The 18,085-nt window shown below is 67.0% G+C and carries 17 protein-coding genes; 12 read left to right on the top strand and 5 right to left on the bottom strand.

Features of this window, described 5'->3' with window-relative positions:
* The first annotated feature begins 86 nt into the window (after nucleotides 1-86).
* The 6 genes from G6N38_RS06905 to G6N38_RS06880 all read left to right on the top strand — a co-directional run bounded on the left by G6N38_RS06905 (nucleotide 87) and on the right by G6N38_RS06880 (nucleotide 6,025).
* On the top strand, nucleotides 87-1,232 hold the full coding sequence (locus G6N38_RS06905) for an LLM class flavin-dependent oxidoreductase (RefSeq protein WP_163746842.1): 1,146 nt from the start codon (nucleotides 87-89) through the stop codon (nucleotides 1,230-1,232).
* Nucleotides 1,233-1,294: 62 nt separating this feature from the next.
* Complete coding sequence (locus G6N38_RS06900) at nucleotides 1,295-2,242, top strand: GlxA family transcriptional regulator (protein ID WP_163746841.1); 948 nt, start codon at nucleotides 1,295-1,297, stop codon at nucleotides 2,240-2,242.
* Between the two features lie 12 nt (nucleotides 2,243-2,254).
* A complete protein-coding gene (locus G6N38_RS06895) occupies nucleotides 2,255-2,998 on the top strand; it encodes a DJ-1/PfpI family protein (protein ID WP_163746840.1) in 744 nt (247 codons plus the stop codon).
* Nucleotides 2,995-3,786, top strand: a complete 792-nt coding sequence (locus tag G6N38_RS06890; protein WP_163746839.1) for an alpha/beta fold hydrolase — start codon at nucleotides 2,995-2,997, stop codon at nucleotides 3,784-3,786. The genes G6N38_RS06895 and G6N38_RS06890 overlap by 4 nt, the downstream gene beginning before the upstream one ends.
* A gap of 41 nt (nucleotides 3,787-3,827) precedes the next feature.
* Nucleotides 3,828-5,504, top strand: coding sequence for a 2-succinyl-5-enolpyruvyl-6-hydroxy-3-cyclohexene-1-carboxylic-acid synthase (gene menD, locus G6N38_RS06885; RefSeq protein WP_163746838.1), 1,677 nt, complete (start codon nucleotides 3,828-3,830; stop codon nucleotides 5,502-5,504).
* Nucleotides 5,501-6,025: a DUF3592 domain-containing protein gene (locus tag G6N38_RS06880; protein WP_163746837.1), complete on the top strand. Its 525-nt coding sequence runs from the start codon at nucleotides 5,501-5,503 to the stop codon at nucleotides 6,023-6,025. Before menD ends, G6N38_RS06880 begins: the two co-directional genes overlap by 4 nt.
* Here the strand turns inward: G6N38_RS06880 and G6N38_RS06875 are convergent.
* Nucleotides 5,986-6,648 carry a DsbA family protein gene (locus tag G6N38_RS06875; protein ID WP_163746836.1) on the bottom strand — a complete coding sequence of 221 codons (663 nt, stop codon included), beginning with the start codon at nucleotides 6,646-6,648 and terminating at the stop codon, nucleotides 5,986-5,988. The genes G6N38_RS06880 and G6N38_RS06875 overlap by 40 nt on opposite strands.
* A gap of 89 nt (nucleotides 6,649-6,737) precedes the next feature.
* On the opposite strand from G6N38_RS06875, the gene G6N38_RS06870 reads away from it, so the two are divergent.
* The gene (locus tag G6N38_RS06870; protein ID WP_163746835.1) at nucleotides 6,738-7,877 is read left to right on the top strand and encodes a glycosyltransferase family 4 protein; all 1,140 of its coding nucleotides are present in this window, start codon (nucleotides 6,738-6,740) and stop codon (nucleotides 7,875-7,877) included.
* A 299-nt stretch (nucleotides 7,878-8,176) separates the two neighbouring features.
* On the opposite strand, the gene G6N38_RS06865 is transcribed toward G6N38_RS06870, so the two are convergent.
* Nucleotides 8,177-9,001, bottom strand: coding sequence for an SDR family oxidoreductase (locus G6N38_RS06865; RefSeq protein WP_163746834.1), 825 nt, complete (start codon nucleotides 8,999-9,001; stop codon nucleotides 8,177-8,179).
* Nucleotides 9,002-9,057: 56 nt separating this feature from the next.
* Here G6N38_RS06865 and G6N38_RS06860 point away from each other — a divergent pair, with 56 nt between their 5' ends.
* Entirely contained in the window at nucleotides 9,058-9,744 is a 687-nt protein-coding gene (locus G6N38_RS06860) for a demethylmenaquinone methyltransferase (protein ID WP_163746833.1), read from the top strand.
* 11 nt (nucleotides 9,745-9,755) lie between these two features.
* Here G6N38_RS06860 and G6N38_RS06855 read toward each other — a convergent pair whose 3' ends face one another.
* Complete coding sequence (locus G6N38_RS06855) at nucleotides 9,756-11,321, bottom strand: phytoene desaturase family protein (RefSeq protein ID WP_163746832.1); 1,566 nt, start codon at nucleotides 11,319-11,321, stop codon at nucleotides 9,756-9,758.
* Between the two features lie 73 nt (nucleotides 11,322-11,394).
* Here G6N38_RS06855 and G6N38_RS06850 point away from each other — a divergent pair, with 73 nt between their 5' ends.
* Together G6N38_RS06850 and G6N38_RS06845 are read left to right on the top strand one after the other, a co-directional pair.
* Entirely contained in the window at nucleotides 11,395-11,988 is a 594-nt protein-coding gene (locus G6N38_RS06850) for a TetR/AcrR family transcriptional regulator (protein WP_407662950.1), read from the top strand.
* Between the two features lie 493 nt (nucleotides 11,989-12,481).
* Nucleotides 12,482-13,750 carry a hypothetical protein gene (locus tag G6N38_RS06845; protein WP_163746830.1) on the top strand — a complete coding sequence of 423 codons (1,269 nt, stop codon included), beginning with the start codon at nucleotides 12,482-12,484 and terminating at the stop codon, nucleotides 13,748-13,750.
* 149 nt (nucleotides 13,751-13,899) lie between these two features.
* Here the strand turns inward: G6N38_RS06845 and menJ are convergent, their stop codons facing one another.
* Entirely contained in the window at nucleotides 13,900-15,183 is a 1,284-nt protein-coding gene (gene menJ / locus G6N38_RS06840; protein ID WP_163746829.1) for a menaquinone reductase MenJ, read from the bottom strand.
* A gap of 21 nt (nucleotides 15,184-15,204) precedes the next feature.
* Between menJ and grcC1 the strand changes: the two genes are divergently transcribed.
* The gene (grcC1, locus tag G6N38_RS06835; RefSeq protein ID WP_163746828.1) at nucleotides 15,205-16,212 is read left to right on the top strand and encodes a nonaprenyl/(2E,6E)-farnesyl/geranylgeranyl diphosphat synthase; all 1,008 of its coding nucleotides are present in this window, start codon (nucleotides 15,205-15,207) and stop codon (nucleotides 16,210-16,212) included.
* Nucleotides 16,213-16,287: 75 nt separating this feature from the next.
* Nucleotides 16,288-17,154 carry a zinc metalloprotease HtpX gene (gene htpX / locus G6N38_RS06830; protein ID WP_163746827.1) on the top strand — a complete coding sequence of 289 codons (867 nt, stop codon included), beginning with the start codon at nucleotides 16,288-16,290 and terminating at the stop codon, nucleotides 17,152-17,154.
* A gap of 5 nt (nucleotides 17,155-17,159) precedes the next feature.
* Here the strand turns inward: htpX and G6N38_RS06825 are convergent, their stop codons facing one another.
* The gene (locus G6N38_RS06825) at nucleotides 17,160-18,068 is read right to left on the bottom strand and encodes a mechanosensitive ion channel family protein (protein WP_163746826.1); all 909 of its coding nucleotides are present in this window, start codon (nucleotides 18,066-18,068) and stop codon (nucleotides 17,160-17,162) included.
* Between the last annotated feature and the right edge of the window lie 17 nt (nucleotides 18,069-18,085).

Genomic DNA, 18,085 nt, shown 5'->3' with positions numbered 1-18,085 from the left:
GGTCATCGACGAGGGCGCGCCGGAGTGAAGGAATGCAGTAGCCGACTACGCTAGTCGGCTCTCGCGGGCCCACGGACACTGAAGCCATGTCACCGGTTCGCGTCGGAATGATGGACCCCATCGTGGCGGCTCGCCCCAGGGTCGATTTCCTCACCAGAGCCAACTACGCAGCTGCGGCGGCGGCCCGGCTGGACTCATTCTGGGTGCCTGACCACTTGAATTCGCTATTTCCTCGTTCGCTATGGAACAACCCGAAATACTGCGGTGGCGCCAATCTTTTGCCGCGCGGCGACGCGTATCTGGAGCCATGGACCATGCTCGGCTACATCGCCGCGCGCAACCACGCGCGACTGCGACTTGGCGTGGGTGTGACCGACACCGGCCGACGCAATCCCGCGGTCACGGCTCAGGCCGCGGCCACGCTGCAGTTGTTGACGCGTGGCCGCGCCATACTTGGGATCGGCAGCGGCGAACGAGAGGGCAACGAACCCTACGGAGTCGAGTGGTCTAGGCCGGTGGCGCGCTTCGAGGAAGCCATGGCGACAATCCGTGCCTTGTGGGATTCCCAAGGAGAGTTGGTGAATCGTGACTCGCCCTACTTCCCGCTGCGTAATGCGCTTTTCGACCTCGCGCCATACAAGGGCAAGTGGCCCGCGATCTGGATCGCCGCGCACGGTCCGCGAATGTTGCGCGCCGCGGGCCGCTACGCGGACGGCTTCTATCCGGCGTTCCCGCACACTCCTGAGGAGTACGCGCAGCGGCTCGAGGCGGTGCGTACCGCAGCCTCCGACGCCGGGCGTGACCCGATGGCGATCAAGCCGGCGATCTGGTTGATGACATTGGCCGCCAGAAACCGAGACGACCTCGATGAGGCGCTCGATTCCGAGGTGATCCGGGCCGCGGCCCTCAATGCGCCGGATCACTTCTTCGCCCGGCACGGCGCACAGCATCCACTCGGCATCGGATTCGCCGGGGCGCAGGACATCCTTCCTCAGGACATGGACGAGCAGACTGCGCTGTCCCACGTCAAAGCCATCCCGACCGAGGTGGTGCGGGACTGTCTCCTGTGCGGTACGCCCGACGAGATCGTCGACCGGGCCGCCCACTGGCGCGATTGCGGCGTGGAGTACATGGTGCTGGCCAACCTGGGACCGCTCCAGCGCAGCGTCCGAAAGGGCGTGGCGTCGATGCTCCCGTTGTTGCAGGCCGCGCGCCGGCTCAAGAAACTGTGATGTCCTGATCTGTGGGGTCCATGGCGTAGACGCCATGATGGCCCAAGGTCAACACTGAACTCATGGCGCGGTCGGTGGTGATCCTCGGCTTTCCTGGCGTGCAGGCGTTGGACCTGGTCGGGCCACACGATGTGTTCACCGGCGCGGCCCTGCTCACCGAGGGTGGGTACCGGGTCAGCGTCGCCTCCCACGACGGTCAGCCCGTGACCACCTTGACCGGGCTGGCTTTCGTGGGTGAGGCGATGCCCGAGCCACGGGATATCGACACCCTGATCCTGCCCGGCGGGGCGGGCGTCGACGCCGCCCGCGACGACCCCGCCACGATGGCCTGGATCCGACGGGCCGCCGACAACTCCCGCCGGGTCGTCAGTGTCTGCACCGGCGCCTTCCTGGCTGCGCAGGCCGGGCTACTCGACGGCTGCCGCGCGACCACGCACTGGGCCTTCGCCCACCGGATGGCGCGCGAGTTCCCGGCTGTGACGGTCGACCACGAGCCCATCTTCCTGCGCAGCTCGGACAAAACCTGGACGGCAGCGGGTGTGACGGCGGGCATCGATCTGTCGCTCGCGCTCGTCGAAGAGGACTACGGCACAGAGGTCGCCCAGACCGTCGCCCGTTACCTGGTGTTGTATCTGCGCCGGCCGGGCGGCCAGACCCAATTCGCCGCGCCGGTATGGATGCCGCGGGCGCGCCGCCAGCCCATCCGCGATGTACAGGATGCCATCGAGTCGCGGCCCGGTGCGGCCCATAGCATCGCCGATCTTGCCCGGCGCGCTGCGATGAGCCCGCGGCATTTCACCCGGGTGTTCACCGACGAAGTCGGCGAGGCGCCGGGCGCCTACGTCGAACGCGTCCGCACCGAAGCTGCGCGTCGTCAGCTGGAGGAGACCGACGACACCGTCGTCGCCATCGCCGCGCGGTGCGGGTTCGGAACGTCGGAAACCATGCGCCGCAATTTCATTCGGCGTATCGGTGTATCGCCGGACCAATACCGCAGAACCTTTTCCTGACAGGAGAATCCCATGCAGATCGCCATCGTGCTCTATCCCGGTTTCACCGCCCTGGACTTCATCGGGCCCTACGAGGTGCTGCGTTGGCTGCTCGACGCCGAGGTGCGCTTCCTGTGGCACGAACCCGGGCCGATTACCGCCGATTCCGGTGTGCTCATCGTCGGCGCCACCCACTCTTTCAACGAAACCCCTTCTCCTGATGTCATTCTCATTCCCGGCGGGATGACGACCATAGAGCATGCTCGTGACGAGAAGCTGCTCGACTGGGTGCGCCGCGCGCACGAAACGGCGACCTGGACGACCTCGGTGTGCTCGGGCTCGGTCATTCTCGCCTCGGCCGGCCTGCTCAGGGGCAAGCGGGCGACATCGCACTGGATGGCGTTGAGCGCGCTCAGGGCCCTTGGTGTCACGGCCGTCAGCGACGAGCGGGTGGTGCACGAGGGAGACATCGTCACCAGCGCGGGAGTGTCGGCGGGGATCGACCTCGCGTTGTGGTTGGCCGGCCAGATCGGCGGTGAGGAACGCGCCAAGGTGATCCAGTTGTCCATGGAATACGACCCGCAGCCGCCGTTCGACTCCGGGCATATGTCGAAGGCTTCGGCGACCACCAAGGCCGGTGCCGCCGCGCTGATGGCCAGGGATCTGGCCAACCCCACCCAGCTCAAGGCCATGACGTCGCTGTTGTGGACCGGCGCCATCGAAGCGGCCCGGTCGCGAGGCAGGCGCAAACGGGGGCGCGTAGCCTCTGCGAGGTGATCAACCTGGCCTACGAGGAAAACGGCTCCGGCGATCCGGTCGTGTTCATCGCCGGCACCGGCGGCGCCGGGCGCACGTGGCACATCCACCAGGTCCCGCCGTTCGTGGCGGCGGGCTATCGCTGCATCACCTTCGACAACCGGGGGATCGGGGCCACCGAGAACGCCGGCGGTTTCGGCACCGAGCAGATGGTCGCCGACACCGCCGCCCTCATCGAGCAGATCGCCGGCGGCGGCCCGACCCGGGTGGTGGCGATGTCGATGGGCGCCTATATCGCCCAGGAGCTGATGCTGGTCCGTCCCGACCTGGTCAGCCAGGCCGTGCTGATGGGCACCCGCGGGCGTCTGGATCGCATCCGGAAATCCATCCGCGCCGCCGACGTCGAACTCACCAAGGCGCAGATCCAGCTGCCGCCCGCGTATGCCGCGAAAGTGCGTGTGCTGGAGAACTTCTCGCCTAAGACGATCAATGACGAGAAGGCCATCGGGGACTGGATGGAGATGTTCACCGCGTTCCCGATCAAACGCACCCCTGGCCTGGCCGCGCAGCTCGAGGTGTATCCCAGGGAAAACCGGCTGACCGCCTACCGGTCCATCAGAACCGAGGTGCTGGTGATCGGGTTCGCCGACGACGTGCTCACCCCGGCGGCGCTGGGCCGGGAGGTCGCCGACGCCCTGCCCAACGGCCGCTATGTGCAGATCGGCCATACCGGTCACCTCGGATTCCTGGAGCGCCCGGACACTGTGAACAACGCGATGCTGGACTTCTTCGCGGGCACACTCGTCTAAGTCCTTTGGGCGCAAATGACGCGCTGTGACACGCTGTAGTAATGAACCCATCGACGGCCCAGGCGCGTGTCGTCGTCGACGAATTGATTCGCGGCGGCGTCCGCGATGTCGTCCTCTGCCCGGGCTCCCGTAACGCCCCGCTGGCCTTCGCGCTGTCCGACGCCGACCGCGCCGGCCGGCTGCGGCTGCACGTCCGCATCGACGAGCGCACCGCCGGTTTTCTGGCCATTGGGCTTGCGGTGGCCGAGCGTGCTCCGGTCTGTGTGGCGATGACGTCGGGCACCGCGGTGGCCAATATGGGACCGGCCGTGGTCGAGGCCAATTACGCTCGCGTGCCGCTGATCGTGCTGTCGGCCAACCGGCCCTACGAGCTGCTGGGCACCGGCGCCAACCAGACGTTCGAGCAGCTCGGCTACTTCGGCACCCAGGTCCGCACGTCGATCAGCCTGGGCCTGGCCCCCGAATTGACCGGTGCCGGAGCCGGCGATCTGGGCTCGCTCAACGCGCAGTGGCGCTCGGCCACCTGCCGCGTGCTCGCCGCGGCCACCGGCGCTCGCACCGCCAACGCCGGCCCGGTCCAATTCGACATCCCACTGCGCGAACCGCTGGTTCCCGGTGCCAAGGATCCGGGCCCCGGCGGCGATCAATTTCCGCCAGGGCGGCCCGACGGCAAGCCGTGGACCTACAGCCCGCCGGTGGTGTTCGACCAGCCCCTGGACATCGACCTCACCCCCGACACCGTGGTGATCGCCGGGCACGGTGCCGGTGTGCACCCCAACCTGGCTGCCCTGCCCACGGTCGCCGAGCCGACCGCTCCGCACGCGGCGAACCCGTTGCACCCGCTCGCGCTGCCGCTGCTGCGGCCCCGCCAGGTGATCATGCTGGGTCGGCCCACCCTGCACCGGCCGGTGTCGGCGCTGCTGGCCGACTCCACGGTGCCGGTGTTCGCGCTGACCACCGGCCCGCGCTGGCCCGATGTCTCGGGCAACTCGCAGGCCACCGGAACCCGGGCCGAGACCAGCGGTGTCCCGGACCCCGCGTGGCTGCAGCGCTGCGCGCAGGTCAACCGACAGGCGGTGGCCGCGGTGCGTGACCAGCTGGCCGCCCACCCGCTGACCACCGGGCTGCATGTCGCGGCGGCGGTGGCCGACGCGGTGCGCCCGGGGGATCAGCTCGTGCTCGGCGCGTCCAACCCGGTGCGCGACGCGGCGCTGGTCGGGCTGAACACCGAGGGCGTGAACGTGCGCTCCAACCGCGGGGTGGCCGGGATCGACGGCACGGTGTCGACGATCATCGGCGCGGCCCTGGCACACGAGCGGAGCCGGACGGCCGGCGACATCGGATCCGGCCGGACCATCGGCTTGATCGGTGACATGACCTTTGTGCATGACAGCTCCGGGCTGCTGATCGGCCCCACCGAGCCGACGCCGAAGAACCTGACGATCGTGGTGTCCAACGACAACGGCGGTGGCATCTTCGAGCTGCTCGAGCAGGGTGACCCGCGGTTCTCCGACGTGTCGGCGCGGATCTTCGGTACCCCGCACGATGTCGACGTCGGCGCATTGTGCCGCGCCTACCACATCGACGCCCGCCAGATCGAAGTCGACGAGCTGGGTCCCGCGCTGGCCGAACCGCACGAAGGGATGCGGGTGCTGGAGGTCAAAGCCGACCGGTCGTCGCTGCGGCAGCTGCATGCCGCGATCAGGGCGGCATTGTGATCGCCCGCCCGCTCGCCCTGCTGAAATCGGCTTTGCCCCGGCGTAATCCCGACGTCGTCGACACCACGCAGCGAAAGCTGTTGCGCTGGAGCAAGTGTGCGGTATGGATCCTGATCGGTCTGGTCACCTTGCAGTCGGTGCTGCTGGTGGCGGGCGCGTGGCGCAACGATCGCCAGATCGAACGCAACATGGGCGTCGCGCAGGCCGAGGTGCTCTCGGCCGGCCCGCGCCGCTCGACGATCGAGTTCGTCACCCCGGACCGCGTCACCTACCGCCCCGAGCTCGGGGTGCTCTACCCCTCGGAGTTGGCCGAGGGGATGCGCATCTACGTCGAGTACGACCGTAGCGATCCGGATTTGGTTCGGGTGCAACACCGTACCGCCGCGCTCGCGATCATCCCGGCCGGCTCGATTGCGGTGGTGGCGTGGCTGATCGGCGGGCTGGTGCTGACCGGATTGGTGGTGCTGGAGCGCCGGCTGGCTCAGGTGGACATCAACTTGGACAGCCAGTTGTTGTCGTAGATGTCGACGGCTTTGTTCTTGGTCATGTCGAATACCGTTGGGGTACCGGTGTTGATCGGGTCGATCTCGTAGAGATATTCGAAGTTGGTATCGGCCATCTCGGCCAGATCCAGTGCGTTCTTGCCCGCCCGCATCGCCTCGACGGCGGTCGGCGCCACACCACTGTCCCGGGCCATATCGGCGATCTCGGTGTCGGTGGGGCCCTTGCCGTGGGAGTCCTGGTGGCCCCAAAGGTCTTGCACGAAAGCCTGAAACGCCTTGGCTGATGTTTCCGGTCCGGCGGCCAGGAACATCGCGTTGCTCACCCGATCGGAATAGCCGCCGGGCTTGTCATCCAGGAACGTCAACGGCCGGTAGGTGACGACGAGCTGGCCGAGGTTCATATAGCGGGACAACTCATTGCCGAAGTCCTTCTGCAGATCGGCGCAGTGGCTGCACTGGGGTTCGGTGTAGATCTCGATATGCACCCGCGCGTCCGGGTCGCCGGCCACGATGCCGAAGCCGTCCTTGCTCACCGCGGTCGCCGGCCCGCGCGGATCCACCTGTGCCACACCGGCGATTTCCGTACTGCAGCCGGCAACTAACATCACCAGTGCCGCCACGACCGCAGACCAGTACCGCATGCTGGCACGGTACCCCGTTCCACTTGTTTTTCGTGTTGTGTATGCCTGGACGCAACCTTGCTGACAGGCGCTCCTGAGACCCTCGTTGGGTGCGCGTTGCGATTGTCGCCGAGTCCTTCCTGCCCAACGTCAACGGAGTCACCAACTCGGTGCTGCGGGTGCTGGAGCATCTGCGGCGCACCGGACATGAAGCGCTCGTCATCGCCCCGGACACCCCACGCGGTGAGCCGGCGGCCGAGCGCATCCACGACGGAATCCGGGTGCACCGGGTGCCGTCGAAGATGTTCCCCAAGGTGACGTCGTTGCCGTTGGGTGTGCCGCGGCCGCGCATGGTGGGGGTCCTGCGCGGCTTTGACCCGCATGTGGTGCACCTGGCCTCCCCGGCGCTGCTGGGCTACGGCGGTCTGCAGGCCGCGAGGTTCCTCGGCGTGCCGACAGTGGCCGTCTACCAGACCGATATCGCCGGGTTCGCCCAGAGCTATGGCATCGGCGCTGCCTCCCGCGCGGCGTGGGCGTGGAACCGGCATCTGCACACCCGGGTCGACCGTACGTTGGCGCCGTCCACTGCTGCGATGGAAGACCTTGCAGCCCATGGCATCCCCCGCGTGCATCAGTGGGCCCGCGGCGTCGACATCACGGGCTTCGCTCCATCGGCACGCAACGGTGAGCTGCGTGCGAGCTGGTCACCGGCGGGCAAGCCGATCGTCGGGTTCGTCGGACGGCTTGCGCCGGAGAAGCATGTCGAACGGCTCGCGGTACTGGCCCACCGCGACGACCTGCAGCTGGTCATCGTCGGTGACGGCGTCGACCGGCACAAACTGCGGGCCCTGCTGCCATCGGCGGTGTTCACCGGCGCCCTCTACGGGGAGCAGTTGGCCGCCGCGTACGCGAGCATGGACGTGTTCGTGCACCCGGGCGAGCACGAGACCTTCTGCCAGGCCGTGCAGGAGGCGATGGCATCCGGTCTACCGGTCATCGCGCCCAACGCGGGTGGCCCGCGCGACCTGGTGGCGCCGTACCGCACTGGACTGTTGCTGGGGGTCGACGAATTCGAGGCGCGGCTGGCGCAGTCGGTGGACCATCTGCTCGACGAGCGGGCTCGCTATTCACTGGCCGCCCGTCGTAGTGTGCTCGGTCGGACGTGGCCGGCGATCTGCGACCAGCTAATCGGTCATTACGAGGCGGTGCGGATCGAGGGGCGCCGCCGGCGCCGTAGCCACGCGGCCTGAACGGCACCGAACCATACCCTTAATTGTTCCTGAGAGACCTTTCCATCCCTTCTGGGCTGGAGCACACTGAAAGCCAAGCGGGGGAACGTTAATCGCACATGACAAGACCACTTCTCCACGACCGGGGACCCCTGATGGATGACGCGTCGTATCACCAAGATCTCAGTGAATTTGCCGTCGAACTCCGTAAGTTGGCTTACACCATGCCCGCCGGGCATGAGGATCGGCTCATTCACCTCAGCGAACGGATGGCGCGTCGTGCGCGTCAATTACCACGCGTCGACGCGCACGCGATGTAACTAGCCCTGCGCCTCGATGGCGACCGGCTGCCACTGCTCCCAGGTGGCAAGGCGGCTCTCGTAGTCGGCCTTTGCTGTCTGCAGGGGTGACTCGCCGAAGAACGCCCGCAGGGGAGGGGCGGCTGCGTCCACGATCTTGAGGATCGCCGACGCCGACGCCTTGGGGTTGCCGGGCTTGGCCCAGCGCTTGGCGCGCATCTCGTCTACCTGGTGATGTAACTCGGCGTAGTCCGGCAGTTCGACCGACCGCTTCGCGGACGGCCCGGACCAGTCGGTGTCGAAGCCGCCCGGCTCGATGAGCGTGACGTGAATGCCGAACGGTGCGACCTCCTGCGCCAGCGCCTGCGAGAGGCCTTCCAGTGCCCACTTCGACGCGTGATAGATCCCGACGAGCGGGAACGCGGTGATGCCGCCGATCGACGACACCTGAATGATGTGGCCGCTGCCTTGGGCGCGCAGATACGGCAGCGCGGCCTGAGTGATCCACAGCGCGCCGAACACGTTGGTCTCCAGCTGGTCGCGGGCGTCCTTCTCGGACAGCTCCTCGATGAAACCGAAGTGGCCGTATCCGGCGTTGTTCACCACGATGTCGAGCCGGCCGAAGTGGTCGTGGGCCTGCTTGACCGCGGCGAAGTCGGCCTCGCGATCGGTGACGTCGAGCTGGATCGGCAAGATGGCGTCGCCGTAGGTGTCGACCAGATCGGCCAGGGTGCCGGTGTCGCGGGCGGTGGCGGCGACCTTGTCACCGCGTTCCAGGGCGCCGATCGCCCATTCCCTGCCGAAGCCACGTGAGGTGCCGGTGATGAACCAAACTTTTTCGCTCATGGCTGGTTGCAACGCGTGAGCAGGCCCATGATTCCCACTCGGGTAGCGTCGGCACCGTGAGCCGCGCGACGTTGGACAAGGATCCCCGCGATGTGGCGTCGATGTTCGACGCCGTTGCGCGCCGCTACGACATCACCAACACGGTGCTCTCGCTGGGGCAGGACCGCTCCTGGCGGCGGGCGACGCGATCGGCGCTGGGCATCGGGCCCGGCGACCGGGTGCTGGACCTGGCGGCCGGCACGGCGGTGTCGACGGTGGAGCTGACCCGCTCCGGTGCGTGGTGCGTGGCCGCGGACTTCTCGGTCGGCATGCTGAGGGCTGGGGCCGCGCGGCCGGTGCCGAAGGTCGCCGCCGACGCGACCAAGCTGCCATTCGCCGATGAGGTGTTCGACGCGGTCACCATCAGCTTCGGTCTGCGCAATGTCGTCGACCACCCTGCGGGGCTGCGCGAGATGGCGCGGGTGACCCGCCCCGGCGGGCGGCTGGTGGTGTGCGAGTTCTCCACCCCGGTGGTGCCGGTGTTCTCCACCGTCTACAAGGAATACCTGATGCGGGCGCTGCCGCGGGTGGCCCGCGCGGTGTCGAGCAACCCGGATGCCTACGTGTATCTGGCCGAGTCCATCCGGGCGTGGCCCGACCAGGCGGCTCTGGCCGCCCAGATTCGCGCTGCCGGCTGGTCAGATGTGTGCTGGCGCAACCTCACTGGTGGCATTGTCGCGCTGCACGCGGCCGTCAAGCCCTAACTTCTCACGAGCTAGCGGCCGGCGTCGGCCAACACCTGATAGCCGGCGTTATAGCCCGGGATGAACGTGATGCCCGGCCCGCCGTGGCAGCCCGCGCCGCCGAGGTAGAGGCCCTCGATCGGGATCGGCTCGTCGATGAATCCCTTGGGGCCGGGGCGGTTCACGCCCATCAGCTCGGGCTGCAGCAGGCCGTGGCAGAAGTCGCCGTTGGGCGCGGCGAACATGGTGTTCATGTGGTAGGGCGCGAAGGTGATGTCGCGGATCAGGATGTCCTTGAAGTTCGGGGCGTAGCGGGTGATCTTGTCGACAACCTGTTGAGCCATCTCGGTTTTCAGCTGACCGTGCTGCTCGCGGGGGGCCTCGATGGGGAACCCGTAGGCGTACACACTGGCAGCATGCTTACCCTCGGGAGCCATTTCGGGATCGCCGACGGTCGGCATCTGGATCGACAGTGCGGGGTTGTCCGGTACCTCGCCGCGGCGGCACTTTTCCCATTGGCGCTGTTGCTCTTCGGGTGAGCCGAACATGCCTACCGACATCTGCATGCCGGGCTGGTTGAGGTAGTCATACGGTGCCGCGTACTGCGGCAGTCCGTCCAGCGCGAAGTGGATTTGCATGAACGACGCCCGGTGGTCGCGACCGCCGAGGCGGGTCACCAACGACGACGGAAGATAGTCGACACCAACAAGATCCAGCAGCGTTGTCTCGGGCGCGAGGTTGGACACCACGATCGGCGCGGTGATCACCTCGCCGTCCTTGAGTCGTACCCCGGTGACGTGGCCGTCCTCGACCAGGATCTGTTCGACCTTCGTGCGGTAGCGCATCTCGCCGGCGGCGTCGACGAACAAGTCGCGCAGATGCTCGGCGAGCACACCGATGCCGCCCTTGAGTTTGGTGGTCATCTGGCCGCCCTCCGGGGGCATGGCCATCGCGAACGCCAAACATGTTGCGCTGCCCGGGGTGTACGGCCCGCGGTAGGTGGAGTTCACCGCCAGGAAGGCCAGCATTCCGCGGATCACGGCGTGCTTCTCCTTGTCGGGCAGGAATCGGTCGACGACGTCCATCGCCGAGCCGAATAGCATCTCGTGGATGGCGCGCCGCTCGCTTTCGTCTGCGGCACAGGCGTACATCTCGTCGATGGTCTTCGGCAGCGCCAGCGCATCGAAGCGGCCAAGCGCCTTGCCGGGGCCCGCGCTCCAGGCATACAGGTTGGCCATGGCCATCACGGCGTCCATGCCGTGCTTCTCGTTGAGGTGGGTCATCATCGCCATCGGGTCGCTGTGGAAGATCATCGCTTCCTCGCCGTTTTCCCCGAGGTTGACCGACATGATCTCCGAGGAGATGGTCGGCAGGGTGTCCAGGCCCAGCTCGCTGTTGATCTTCTGCGCGGTGGGGAAGCGGACCGATCCAGCGATCTCGTATTTGAACCCGTCGATCAGCTCGACGGTCGCAGACATCCCGCCGCTATAAGTGTTGGCCTCCAGGCACAGTGTGCGCAGGCCCGCGCGTTGCAGCACCACCGCTGCGGTCAGCCCGTTGTGTCCCGCCCCCACGATGATCGCGTCGTAATCCGTCATGCGGCGTACCTTATGTCAGTACTGACGCGATCTGAACAAGTTTTGTCAAATTTGTCATTAGGATCAGGTGATCATGTCCGGCAACCTGCGCGAGCAGCGGCGTCGCTCCACCCGTGACGCTTTGCGCCGGGTGGCGCTCGACCGGTTCGCCCGAGACGGGTTCGCCAATGTCACGGTCACCGAACTGGCCGAGGAGGCCGGCGTCACCGAGCGCACGTTCTTCCGGCATTTCCCCACCAAGGAAGCGGTGCTGTTCGCCGACTACGAAACGCATTTCGAGTGGTTCGAGGAGGCGTTGGCCCGCAGGCCGGTCCACGAACCACTGATCGACGCGGTGCTGGCGGCGATGGACAGCTTCCCGCATGACATTCAAGTGGTGCGGCAGGCGGCGCTGGCCCGCGCAAGCCTGATTGACGGGGACCGCGCCGCCGGACATATCCGGCTGGTGCAGGCGTCGTTCGCGGCGGTGATCACCGATTTCGTCCGCGACCGTTACCGCCACGTACCCGACGTCGACCTGGCCGCCGAGGTGGCTGGGGCGACGGTGGCCGCGGCGTTGATCGTCGCGTTGGAGAAGTGGGGTCGCGACAAGTGCGAGGGCGATCTGTCCCAGGTCAGCGCCGAAAGCCTGGACCTATTACGTTCGGGGCTGGCGACACTGAGCTAACTGCTGATTCGGGTCCCATGGCCGGATCTTGACTCGCCCAACGGCCAGCAAACGCGTCTTGGTCTGCGGTGCGACGGCCACCCGCCTGTGCTGCCGGCTCCCGTCTCGGCTGCCTGCGCCGGTACGCACCTGCGCCGCGCGCTGATGCAGTATCGGAATCGGATCGAGTCCAGCAAGTTGACGAGCCAAGTACTGACTATTTGCTGAACCATCGGCCATCTTCACAGGAAAGTGGCATCTACCCCTGGTTGGATATCCGCGACATCGGGCTGCAGCCGCCAGGCGGTCCTCGCGGGGCGAGATCGGCACGAGAACATATCACCTAATGCGGCGGCCTTTGTTGTCGGGTCTACCAGCTTCAATGAGTCACGTGTCTGACCTGGTGCAACCAGAAAGGAACACGTTTCATTTATCGAATCGCGCTTTTTCCGGGAGTCTCTTGGCTACAGTCCCCGGTGTCGTGATTCACAGCAAATTGACAGGAAGAGGATCGATGCAGATAGCTGTCCGCTCATATCTGGTGGCCGGAGTCGCCGCTGTTGGAGCCACCGCCCTCGTCGCCGCGCCGATACAGCCGACGTTGCCCAGTGTGCAGGTGCCTGCGTCGCAGATCGCCGCGTTGTCGGTCGAACTCTCCGCAGCGGTCAACCCGCTGGTGCCGTGGGTCGATCTCGTGGCGAACACGTTCAACAGCGTGGCTCACATCGGCAGCGAGCTGGTCTCCGATCCGTTGCCGGCATTGCGGCAGGTCATCAACAACCAGATCGGCTATGCAGAGAGCGCCGGCCAATCCGTCGAGGGCTTTGTCAAGGGCATGATCGATTGGGCCACCGGCGACGGGTACGGCGCACTGCTGCCGTCGCTGAAGCTGATAGCCGACGACCTCGCCGCCGGCCAGGTGGCCGACGCCATGACCAACCTCAACACCACTTTGATCATGATGTTTCTCGGCGGTCCCGCCCAGCTGATGGGCATGTTGCAGATCCCCGTCAACATCTCGAAGAACGTCACCGCGGTGCTGGAGGCGGTCAACACCCAGGTCATGTTCGTCGGGCTGGGCGCTCTGCAGACTGCCTTCGGTGTCAACCTTGCTTTCGGCTACAGCGCCGACGAAGTTCTGGGCGCCATCAAGGCTGGCGACCTGGGAACCGCCATCAGCACTTTGATCAGCATGCCTGCCGTCATCGCTGACGCAGCGCTCAACGGTTACTACGTGAATGAGTGGACCACATTCCCAGGGCTGTTCACCGATATCCCCGACCAGATCCCCGGTCTCATCCCGTCGCTGCTCCTGCACCTGCCGAGGGCGATCGCGGCAGCGATCGCTCCGCAGCAGTCACAGGCGCGGCTCGTGGCGCTGAACCAACCTGCCGCAGCGACAGACGGCACGGTTGGCGAAGCAACCGGCGAAGGGACTCCAGCCGTCGGTGAGGAGGGGCCAGGAAACTCCAGCCCTGCCGCTGGGGCGTCAAGCACGCCATCGACGGAGGCAAACACCGGCGATACTGAGGCGTCCGCCGCGCCGACACCCGGCACTACCGTCCGCGCCGGCGTCAAGGCCAGGACCGGCACTGCTGGCCTCAACAGCGGCAACACCGAAAGCGGTTCGACCAAGGTCGATTCCGCGCAAAACGGACCGGACGCCAGCGGGCCGAAAACCCGCGGCGGGCACAAGAGCGGCTTCGGCAAGTCGGGCAAGCCCACTAAGAGTGGCAGTGACGGCGCCGGCAGCACTGCAGGCGCCGGTGGTGGCAGCGAGTAACTGTATCGGCTAGACCAATCGGCCCCTCCTTCCAACGCAGAAGGAGGGGCCGATTCCGGTTTGGCGGCACCCTCCGCGAGATGCTCTGGCTCGCAACCGGCCTTGTCCGTGCGTCGCGGATCCACTCGCTCACTCAACGCCCCAGGCACTCAGCTAAAAGGTTTGCGCCGGTCCAGGATTCGCGACCCAAGCCCCGCCACCCGCCATGCCCGCGCCACCAGGTCGGCGTCTTCGTCGGTCACCAAGTTGCCCATCACCCGCACGGCGACGCCCATCATCGAGCGAGAGCGCATCGCGATCGGCCCGGTCAGCGGCAGGAACCTCGGCAGCGTCAGCAGCAGCCCAAGCCGGCGGGCCACCGAGAAGCCCCGCCCGTAATGCGCCTGCAGTACCGCGGGCCACGCCAGGGACAGATCTCCGGAGCCCAGCATCTCGGCGGCCAGCCGCCCGGTCTCCAGCCCGTAATCGATGCCCTCGCCGTTGAGCGGGTTTACACACGCCGCGGCGTCCCCGATGAGCACCCAGTTGGGCCCCGCCACCCCGGAGACCGCTCCACCCATCGGCAACAGGGCCGAGGACACCGCCCGCGGCGTGCCCTCGAACCCCCACGCCGCCCGTTTCAGGTCGGTGTAGTGCTTGATCAGCGGTCGCAGCGCCATATCGGCGGGCCGCTTCGCCGTGGCCAGCGCGCCCACGCCGATGTTCACCTCGCCGTTGCCCAGCGGGAAGATCCAGCCGTACCCGGGCAACACCTGCCCGGCTCCGGCTCGATTGCCGGCACCGCCGGCGGGCGAACGCAGTTCCAGGTCTGAGGAAATCCACGGCTCCGAGGACCGCGGCGAGGCCAGGTACCCGCGCGCGGCCACCCCGTACACGGTCTCCTGATGCCATTGCCGGCCCAGCACCCGACCGAACGGGGAGCGTGCCCCGTCGGCCACGATCACCCAGCGGCACGCCACCCGCGACCCGTCGGCCAGGATCACCGCATCCACCAGTCCGCGTGAATCAACAGACACGTCAACGGCTTTCACGCCGAGCAGCATCGACGCCCCGGCGTCCTCGGCGACCTTGCGAATCCGGTCGTCGAGTTCGGTGCGGGGCACGGCCGAGCCACCAGAGGGGAACGACGGACCGGGCCAGGGCACTTCGACGTCAGCGCCGAACCCCGACAGGCGCAGCCCGTGATGGCGGATGTGGCCGTCGAGCCAGTCGCCGAGCCCGAGACGCTGCAGCTCCAGCACCGCGCGCGGGGTCAGCCCGTCGCCGCAGGGTTTGTCGCGGGGAAACTCAGCGGCGTCGATGACGAGCACGTCGTGGCCGTGCCGGGCAGCCCAGGCGGCGGCCGCCGAACCGGCTGGTCCGGCCCCGACGACGACCACATCGATCCCCGGTCGCTGCGCTCCTGCTCGCCGTCCGGTGGCATGCCTGTCCATATCTCCCAGTATGTTGGCAGGGTGAGTACTCCGGCGACGGTGGTAGCAGGGGTGGACTTCGGGGACCCCGCGTTCGCCAAGAGTGTCCGCGACGGGGTGGGCCGTGTCGAAGAGCTGATGAGCACGGAACTGCGCGGCGGCGACGAGCTGATGACCGAGGCGGTCGTGCATCTCTTCGAGGCCGGCGGTAAGCGGTTCCGGCCGCTGTTCACGGTGCTCTCCGCGCAGATCGGCCCCGATCCGGACGCCTGGCAGGTGACGGTGGCCGGCGCGGTGATCGAGCTGGTGCACCTGGCGACGCTGTATCACGACGACGTGATGGACGAGGCACAGATGCGCCGCGGGGCGCCCAGCGCCAACGCCCGATGGGGCAACAACATCGCGATCCTGGCCGGCGACTACCTGTTCGCGACGGCGTCGCGACTGGTGAGCCGGCTCGGCCCGGACGCGGTCCGCATCATCGCCGAGACGTTCGCCCAGCTGGTGACGGGCCAGATGCGGGAGACCAAGGGCAACACCGCGGGTGTGGATCCGGTCGAGCATTACCTGAAGGTGGTCTACGAGAAGACCGCCTGCCTGATCGCGGCGTCGGGCCAGTTCGGCGCCACCTTCGCCGGCGCCACCGAGGATCAGGTCGAGCGGCTGAGCCGGCTCGGCGGCATCGTCGGCACCGCATTCCAAATCTCCGACGACATCATCGACATCGACAGTGACCCCGACGAGTCGGGCAAGCTACCGGGCACCGACCTGCGGGAAGGCGTGCACACGCTGCCGGTGCTGTATGCCTTGAATGAGACCGGACGCGACGCCGACCGGCTGCGCGAACTGGTGAAAGGCCCGATCGACGACGACGAAGCACTGGCCGAGGCACTGGCGCTGCTGCGCTCCGGAGACGGCATCGCCAAAGCCAAGGCCACTGTCCAGCGGTATGCCGAACAGGCCGGTGAGGAGCTGGCCGGGTTGCCCGACGGGCCGGGCCGTCGGGCACTGGCCTCACTGATGGACTACACAATCAACCGCCACGGCTGAGCGATTCGCGGAACCTCGCAGTCGGTTCGAAGCGTTAATCTCCGCAGAGAGTGCGTTTGCTCGGAGGAGGAATACATGACTTGGCATCCGACCGCCAACACGTTCAAGACGTTCATGCTGCTTGTCGGAATGTCGACGCTGATCGTCTTCATCGGATCGCTGTTCGGTCGCAACGTCATGTTCCTGGCCCTGGTGTTCGCCATCGGCATGAACGTCTACGTGTACTTCAACTCCGACAAGCTGGCACTGCGCGCGATGCACGCCCAGCCGATCACCGAGGTGCAGGCCCCGCAGATCTACTCGATGGTGCGGGAGTTGGCCACCACCGCCCATCAGCCGATGCCGCGGCTCTACATCAGCGACACCGCCAACCCCAACGCCTTCGCCACCGGTCGTAACCCGCGCAACGCCGCGGTCTGTGTGACGACCGGAATCCTTGACCTGCTCAGCGAGCGTGAACTGCGCGCGGTGCTCGGCCACGAACTCTCACACGTCTACAACCGCGACATCCTGATCTCGTGCGTGGCCGGTGCGCTGGCCTCGGTGATCACCGCGCTGGCCAACATCGCGTTGTTCGCCGGGATGTTCGGTGGCGGCAACCGCGAAGGCGGTGCCAATCCGTTTGCTCTGCTGCTGGTTTCGCTGCTCGGGCCGATTGCCGCGTCGCTGATCCGGTTGGCGGTGTCCCGCTCGCGGGAGTACCAGGCCGACGAGTCCGGGGCGCAGCTCTCCGGTGACCCGTTGGCGCTGGCCTCGGCGCTGCGCAAGATCAGCGGCGGGGTGGAGAACGCGCCGCTGCCGCCCGAGCCGCAGCTGGCCGACCAGGCGCACCTGATGATCGCCAGCCCGTTCCGCGCCAGCGAGAAGATCGGCAAGTTGTTCTCCACGCATCCGCCGATCTCGGATCGGATTGCCCGGCTGGAGAAAATGGCCGGGCACTAGCCCCGTCAGCTCGAGCTGGCCACCGCCTCGACCGTCGTTGGTTTGGCGGGGCTGGCGATTCCGGCCTGACGCAGCGAGCGCAGCACCATCGACCTCAGCATCCGGCCGACCTCGAACTGCTTGCCCGGCAGGGTGCGGGCGACCATCCTCAGGTTGACGGTGTCCAGCTTGATGCTCTCCACGCCCATCAGTGAGGGCTCGTCCAGCAGCAATTGGTCCAGGCGTGCGTCGGTGGTCGCGGCCGCCGCGACTTCGTGCAGCACGTCGTTGACCTTGTTGAGATCCGCGCTGGCGGGCACCGGGATGTCGACGACAGCGCGGGCCCAGTCTTTGGACAGGTTCAGCGCCTTGACGATCTGGCCGTTGGGGATGGTGAACACCTCGCCGTCACTGGTGCGGAGTTTGGTCACCCGCAGCGTGACGTCCTCGACGGTGCCCTGCGCCTCGGCGGACGATCCGGTGACCGCCAACGCCACCAGGTCACCGAAGCCGTACTGCTTCTCGGTGATGATGAAGAACCCGCTGAGCAGGTCCTGCACTATCCGCTGCGCACCGAAACCCAGTGCGGCGCCGAGGACTGCCGCCGGCGCGACCAGCGAGCCGATCGGCAGGCCGAGTTGGTCGAATACGTCGACGGAAACCACCACATAGAGAATGGCGATGGCCACCGACGAGATCACGGAGGCGACTGCGGCACGGTGCTTGGCGCTCTCCGAGCGCACCAGCTCATGGCCGGTGTCCAGACGTCGGGCGATCATTGACGCGATCCAGCGGATGAGTCGGGTGGCCACTATGGCGGCGGCGATCACCAGCACGATGTGCAAGCCCTTGGTGCGCAGCCACTCGCCCAGATTTCCGGCCCAGAAGTCGTGCCACTTGCCGGCAGCCAGGTATGTCGTTGTCAGGGAGTTCATGGGTCCTTTGCGAATTG

Origin of the sequence: Mycolicibacterium helvum, assembly GCF_010731895.1 — a bacterium.
Classification (GTDB): domain Bacteria; phylum Actinomycetota; class Actinomycetes; order Mycobacteriales; family Mycobacteriaceae; genus Mycobacterium; species Mycobacterium helvum.
Note: the sequence above shows the minus strand (reverse complement) of the source record. Positions and strands in the feature narration are given on the sequence as shown.